The 6,274-nt window shown below is 71.0% G+C and carries 6 protein-coding genes; 1 reads left to right on the forward strand and 5 read right to left on the reverse strand.

From position 1 onward, the window contains the following. Positions 1–34: 34 nt before the first annotated feature. The 4 genes from ACNFOC_RS49225 to lipB all read right to left on the reverse strand — a co-directional run bounded on the left by ACNFOC_RS49225 (position 35) and on the right by lipB (position 3,126). Positions 35–742, reverse strand: a complete 708-nt coding sequence (locus ACNFOC_RS49225; protein ID WP_416965513.1) for a DUF4191 domain-containing protein — start codon at positions 740–742, stop codon at positions 35–37. Positions 743–803: 61 nt separating this feature from the next. Then, entirely contained in the window at positions 804–1,004 is a 201-nt protein-coding gene (locus ACNFOC_RS49230) for an SCO2195 family GlnR-regulated protein (protein ID WP_019064487.1), read from the reverse strand. 253 nt (positions 1,005–1,257) lie between these two features. Continuing rightward, a complete protein-coding gene (gene lipA, locus ACNFOC_RS49235) occupies positions 1,258–2,223 on the reverse strand; it encodes a lipoyl synthase (RefSeq protein ID WP_020684297.1) in 966 nt (321 codons plus the stop codon). A 105-nt stretch (positions 2,224–2,328) separates the two neighbouring features. Then, the gene (lipB, locus tag ACNFOC_RS49240; RefSeq protein WP_416965514.1) at positions 2,329–3,126 is read right to left on the reverse strand and encodes a lipoyl(octanoyl) transferase LipB; all 798 of its coding nucleotides are present in this window, start codon (positions 3,124–3,126) and stop codon (positions 2,329–2,331) included. A gap of 284 nt (positions 3,127–3,410) precedes the next feature. On the opposite strand from lipB, the gene ACNFOC_RS49245 reads away from it, so the two are divergent. Next, complete coding sequence (locus ACNFOC_RS49245) at positions 3,411–4,847, forward strand: NsdA family TPR-like regulatory protein (protein ID WP_416965515.1); 1,437 nt, start codon at positions 3,411–3,413, stop codon at positions 4,845–4,847. A gap of 77 nt (positions 4,848–4,924) precedes the next feature. On the opposite strand, the gene ACNFOC_RS49250 is transcribed toward ACNFOC_RS49245, so the two are convergent. After that, the gene (locus ACNFOC_RS49250; RefSeq protein WP_416965516.1) at positions 4,925–6,241 is read right to left on the reverse strand and encodes an FAD-dependent oxidoreductase; all 1,317 of its coding nucleotides are present in this window, start codon (positions 6,239–6,241) and stop codon (positions 4,925–4,927) included. Positions 6,242–6,274: the final 33 nt, after the last annotated feature.

Raw genomic sequence — 6,274 nt, forward strand, 5'->3', positions numbered from 1 at the left:
CCGCCGTAGAAACCGTGTGGCGTGTGTGCGAGGTTCAGCGGGCCTTGCCGCCGCCGCCCTTCGGGAGTTTCATGCCCTTCGGCATCGGGCCCTTTGGCAACGGCATATTGCTCATCAAATCGCCCATCGCGCGCAGGCGGTCGTTGGTCGCCGTGACCTGCGGGCCGGTCAGGACCCGCGGCAGCTTCAGCATCGTCGTGCGGACCTTCTTGAGCGGGATCTGGCCCTCGCCCGTGCCGACCATCACGTCATGCACCGGGACGTCCGCGACGATGCGGTTCATCTTCTTCTTCTCGGCGGCCAGCAGGGACTTCACCCGGTTCGGGTTGCCCTCGGTGACCAGGACGATGCCGGCCTTGCCGACCGCGCGGTGCACCACGTCCTGGCTGCGGTTCATCGCCACCGCCGGAGTCGTCGTCCAGCCCCGGCCGATGTTGTCCAGTACCGCGGCGGCCGCGCCCGGCTGGCCCTCCATCTGCCCGAAGGCCGCCCGCTCGGCCCGGCGTCCGAAGACGATCGCCGACGCGAGGAAGGCGAGCAGGAGGCCGAGAATGCCGAGATAGATGGGGTGACCGAGCAAGAAGCCGATCGCGAGGAAGACACCGAAGGTGGCAATTCCGACAGCCGCGAGTACAAGACCGATCGTCTTGTCGGCCTTGCGCGTCATCTTGTACGTCAGAGCGATCTGCTTGAGTCGCCCGGGGTTCGCAGCGTTTTCCGCTGTCGTGTCCTTCCTCGCCATGCGAGGAAGTCTACGTGCCCGCGGGAGCGCCGACGACGGCGGTGCCCGCAGGACGGGGGATTCAGGAGTGCGAGGTGAGGGCCTGCTCGATGACGAGCTGTGCCTCGACCCGGTCCTTGGCGCGGCGGCGGTCCTCCAGGACGGAGGTCCACGCGTTGCGGCGGGCGGTGCGCTGGCCGCTGCTCAGCAGCAGCGACTCGACCGCGCGCAGGGCGTCGGTGACGGACGGGATGGCGGTGGCACGGACGGGCGCGGCCTGCATCGTGGAGGTCCCCCCTCGGAACGGCTCTGGGTATGGGTCTACGTGCTGTAAATGCAGTGTCACTGTTTGGTGTTACCAGGGCGTGACCGACCGGTCAAACGCCAATGAAGCCTTGATGCGCTGGGCCGAAATGCTGACGCGGCCCTGATGAACGCCCTCAACTGGGAGGACGGTCAGGGCCGCGTCTATGAAGGGAGTTACCGATCGGTAGCCACTTGTGCGCGAATTCACACAAGGTGCGGGCAGGTCAGGGTCACACCGCCTGCGAGGCCACGTACGCGCCCCGCTTCTCGATCGCCATCTGGTACAGGCGCCCGGCGCGGTACGACGAGCGCACCAGCGGGCCGGACATGACCCCGGAGAAGCCGATCTGGTCGGCCTCCTCCTTCAGCTCGACGAACTCGTGCGGCTTCACCCAGCGCTCCACGGGGTGGTGCCGTACGGACGGACGCAGGTACTGCGTGATGGTGACCAACTCGCAGCCCGCCTCGTGCAGTTGGCGCAGCGCCTCGCTGACCTCCTCGCGGGTCTCACCCATGCCGAGGATCAGGTTCGACTTGGTGACCAGACCGTAGTCGCGGGCCTCGGTGATGACCTTGAGCGAGCGGTCGTAGCGGAAGCCGGGGCGGATGCGCTTGAAGATGCGGGGGACCGTCTCGACGTTGTGCGCGAAGACCTCGGGGCGGGAGGAGAAGACCTCGGCGAGCTGCTCCGGGACCGCGTTGAAGTCCGGGGCGAGCAGCTCGACCTTGGTGCGGCCGGCCTCGCGGGACTCCGTCTGCTGGTGGATCTGGCGGACCGTCTCGGCGTACAGCCAGGCGCCGCCGTCCTCCAGGTCGTCGCGGGCGACGCCGGTGATCGTGGCGTAGTTGAGGTCCATCGTGACCACGGACTCGCCGACCCGGCGCGGTTCGTCGCGGTCCAGGGCCTCGGGCTTGCCGGTGTCGATCTGGCAGAAGTCGCAGCGCCGCGTGCACTGGTCGCCGCCGATGAGGAAGGTCGCCTCGCGGTCCTCCCAGCACTCGTAGATGTTGGGGCAGCCGGCTTCCTGGCAGACCGTGTGCAGCCCTTCGCTCTTCACGAGGGCCTGCATCTTCGTGTACTCGGGACCCATTTTCGCCCGGGTCTTGATCCACTCGGGCTTGCGCTCGATGGGGGTCTGGGCGTTCCGGACCTCCAGGCGCAGCATCTTGCGTCCGTCTGGGGTGACTGCGGACACATCGGCTCCCTGTAGCTTCGATTCTTCGGCGTACACCAGGGTACGCCCGTGATTTCAGGCCCCCGCCTTGAGGCCAACCGCAGAGCGGAAAGTCACATTCCCGGGTCAGGCACTCGTCTTCTCGATCTCCCGCGGCTTCAGGTCCGCGTGTTCCAGTACGTCCTTCAGGTGCCGCTCGACCACCGGCAGGACCTCGTCGATCGTGACGTCCCGGCCCAGCTCGTTCGCCAGGGACGCCACCCCCGCGTCGCGGATCCCGCAGGGGATGATGCGGTCGAACCACCTGTTGTCCGGGTTCACGTTCAGGGCGAAGCCGTGCATGGTGACGCCCTTGGCGACGCGGATGCCGATCGCGGCGATCTTGCGGTCCTCGCGGCGCTGGCCGGCGTTCGACGGGGCGTACTCCGGGCCGTTCATCCGGGGGTCGAACTCCTCGTCGTGCAGCCGGGGATCGAAGTCCAGGGAGAGTCCGCCGAGCTTGGGGCGTTGCTCGACCGGGTCGCCGAGCACCCACACCCCGCTGCGGCCCTCGACCCGGCTGGTCTCCACGCCGAACTCCGCGCACACCCGGATCAGCGCCTCCTCCAGACGTCGTACGTGCGCGACGACGTCCACCGGGCGGGGCAGCTGCTGGATCGGGTAGCCGACGAGCTGGCCGGGGCCGTGCCAGGTGATCTTGCCGCCGCGGTCCACGTCGATGACGGGGGTGCCGTCCAGTGGGCGCTCGTTGTCCTGCGTGCGGCGGCCGGCCGTGTAGACCGGCGGGTGTTCGAGGAGCAGCACGGTGTCGGGGACCTCGTCCGCGAAGCGGGCCGCGTGCACCCGGCGCTGCTCGTCCCACGCCTCCTGGTATTCGACGGCCTCCGCGCCGAAGCCCATCCGGACGAACCGCAACTCACCCACGGCAAGCGCCTCCTCAGCAGCACCTATGAGTCGTAAGGCACGAAACATGCCTACGCCACTGTACGACCGACCGCTGACAGCCCTCCGGGCGGTAGGGGCCGTCAGCCCTACGACCAATCCTCACACGATCGGATGAATGCACGTCGGAATGTGCGACGGGATGCTTACGCTCCGCTACATTCGCGCCGTTCACGAGGCCAAAAGGGCTGCTCACAGGCAATCCGGGCAGGCAGTGGCCGCACAGGCCTCTGTTGAGGCCCGAAAGGCAGGAGACCGCACCGCAGATGACGGAACGACCCGCGCAGCGCACTCCCAACCGTCAGCTCGCCGCGCTCATCGCAGAAGCGGGGTTCTCCAACGCAGGTCTCGCCCGTCGCGTGGACCAGCTCGGTCTGGAGCACGGACTCGATCTCAGATACGACAAGACATCCGTCACCCGGTGGCTGCGCGGACAGCAGCCCAGAGGCACCACGCCCGCCCTCATCGCCGAGGTCTTCACCCGGCGGCTCGGCCGCCGTCTCACCGCGCAGGACCTCGGGCTCGACGCCTGTGCGCCGGTGTACGCCGGGCTCGAATTCGCCGCGACCCCCGAGGAGGCCGTCGACATCGTCAGCGGGCTGTGGCGCAAGGACTCCGGCAGTCACGCCGAACTGCGCAAGATCGCCTTCACCCCGGCCGGGCTCGTGGTGCCCAGCCGGGACTGGCTGATCGGCCGCGCCGACGACCGCGTCGGCCGCGCCGAACCCGCGAACCGGGTGCCCCCGCAAGGCCGCCCCGCCGTACCCCGCCAGCGCGGCCAGGCCGAGCGCGGCCCCGGCCAGAAGGTCACCGGCGGCGACATCGCAGCGCTCCGCTCGGTCGGCGAACTCTTCCGCACCCTCGACAACGCCTACGGCGGCGGCCACGCCCGCCAGGCCCTCGTGCGCTACCTGGAGCACGAGACCGAACCGATGCTGCGCGGCACCTATGGCGAGCAGACCGGCCGCCGCCTGTTCGCCGCGGCGGCCGACCTCACCCGGCTCGCGGGCTGGACGTCGTACGACATCGCCGCGCACGGGCTCGCCCAGCGGTACTTCGTGCAGGCGCTCCGGCTCTCGCAGGCGGCCGGGGACCGGGCCTACGGCTCGTACGTGCTCATGACCATGAGCCGGCAGGCCGTCTATCTCGGGCACGGGCGGGAGGCCGTACAGCTCGCGCGGGTGGCGCAGCAGGGGGTCGGGACCAGCGCGCCGCCCGTCGTGCAGGCGCTGCTGCACTCCGTGGAGGCGCGGGCGCACGGGGTGCTCGGGGAGGTGCGGGCGTGCACGTCCGCGCTCGTCCGGGCCGAGCGCTCCCTCGAAACGGCGCGTGCCGGGGACGAAGTGCCGTACTGGGCGCGGTTCTTCGACGAGGCGCAGCTCGCCGACGAGTTCGGGCACGCGCATCGGGACCTTCAGCAGTTCCGGGCCGCCGCGCAGCACGCGGAGCGGTCGTTGCAGTTGCGGGCGCCTGCGTTTGCCCGAAGTCGGCTGTTCTGCCGGGTGGTTCTCGCCTCCGCCCGGCTCGGGCTGGGTGAGCTCGATCAGGCCTGTGTGTTGGGGGCGGAGGCGGCGGGGCAGGCCGTGGAGATGCGGTCGGTGCGGGCGGTCGAGTATGTGCGGGACTTCGAGCGGCGGCTTGAGCCGTACAAGGACGCGGCGCCGGTGCGGGGGTATCGCGACAAGGTCGCCGCGTTCGGGTGAGACATGGGTGGCTGTGAGTGGGGACTGCGCGGCGCCGTCGTGGCTGGTCGCGCAGTTCCCCGCGCCCCTAAAAGAATTCAGGCGGCCTGTGTTGTCGGGATCGGGTCCGCCCTGTGCATCGGGGCTGTCGCGCCGAAGTCCGCCAGGATCGCTGCCGACGCCCGGTGGCCCGAGTGCAGGGCGCCCTGCACCGTGCTCGTGTCCCGGTGGTCGCCGCACACGTACAGGCCGGCCAACAGGCGTACGGGGCGCCGTAGATCGTGCGGTGGGCGCATGACGGGCACGGCCGTGGCGGTGTGGTGGACGGCGAGGGTCTCCCAGCGGGTGGTCGGGGTGCCGTAGAGGCGCGACAGGTGCATGCGTACGGCGGTGTCGACGTTCGGCGGGGGAGGGCCGAGGACCGTCGAGGAGACGAGCGCGCGGCCGGCCGGTGCGCGGCTCGGGTCGACCTCGCTGACGATCGCCGTGTGGGCGACCGGGCCGCCGCGGTCGGAGTCCAGGAGGAGGGCGGCTCCGGTCGCGGGCGGGTCGTCGGTCGTGTGGTGGACGACCGTGACCTGGTGGAAGTCGGGTACGCGCAGGCCGGGCAGGAGTTCGGCCGCCGCGCGCGCGTCCGTCGCGACCAGGACCGCCCGGCAGTGGATCTCGCCGTGCTCGGCGGTGGTCACCGACGTCGTCGATACGGCCGTCACGCGCACGCCGGTGTGCACGGTGCCCGGCGGCAGCGCGGCGGCGAGCACCTCGGGCAGCATCTCCGCGCCGCCCTCCGGCAGGCACAGCCCCCCGCCCGCGAAGGCGCGCAGCGCGAGGTCCGCGCACCGGCTGGAGGTGGTCAGCTCCGGGTCGCAGAGCAGCGCGGCGAGCAGGGGGCGCAGGAAACCGTCGACCGTGCGTGCGGGGACCCCCCGTGCCGCGAGCGCCTGTCCGGCGGGCAACTCGGGCCGGGACAGGAGGCGTTCGACCGGCGTGCCCGCGAGGCGCGTCAGCGCGCTGCCGAGCCGGGCCTGGTCTACGGGGCCGCCGAGCGGGGCGGTGGAACGGGACCTGGGCACGGTCGAGGAACCCGGGGTGACGGCGGGCCGGTCCTTGAGGGCGGGGCCGCCCCAGGAGGAGCCCGCCCGGTCCCTGAACGCGCCCCGGGGCGCGGTCCGGTCCTTGGGAACGGGACCACCTCCGGCGGGTCCCATGCGGTCCCCGGGCATGGTCGTGTCCCTGGAGGCCGTTGTCCGGTCCCGGGGCCCGGCTCCGTCCCCGGAGGCTTCCGTCCGGTCCCTGAGTGTCGCGCCCCGGCCTGGAGCGTCAGGGCCAGAACAGGCCCGTACGACCAGCCATTTCGACGGCGGCGTCGGGATCCGCCTCGATGAGATGGTCGAGTGCGGCGCGTACGTCGGCATGCGTCGCGGAGATCCGCGCGTACCAGGCGACCT

Origin of the sequence: Streptomyces colwelliae, assembly GCF_048158785.1 — a bacterium.
Classification (GTDB): Bacteria; Actinomycetota; Actinomycetes; order Streptomycetales; family Streptomycetaceae; genus Streptomyces.

Bases quoted from the DNA above. Each gene is read 5' to 3' on its own strand.
- ACNFOC_RS49225 (WP_416965513.1), bottom strand. From the start codon at position 742: ATGGCGAGGAAGGACACGACAGCGGAAAACGCTGCGAACCCCGGGCGA.
- ACNFOC_RS49230 (WP_019064487.1), bottom strand. From the start codon at position 1,004: ATGCAGGCCGCGCCCGTCCGTGCCACCGCCATCCCGTCCGTCACCGAC.
- ACNFOC_RS49245 (WP_416965515.1), top strand. From the start codon at position 3,411: ATGACGGAACGACCCGCGCAGCGCACTCCCAACCGTCAGCTCGCCGCG.
- ACNFOC_RS49250 (WP_416965516.1), bottom strand. From the start codon at position 6,241: ATGCCGACGTACGCGCCGCACTCGACCATCTCATCGAGGCGGATCCCG.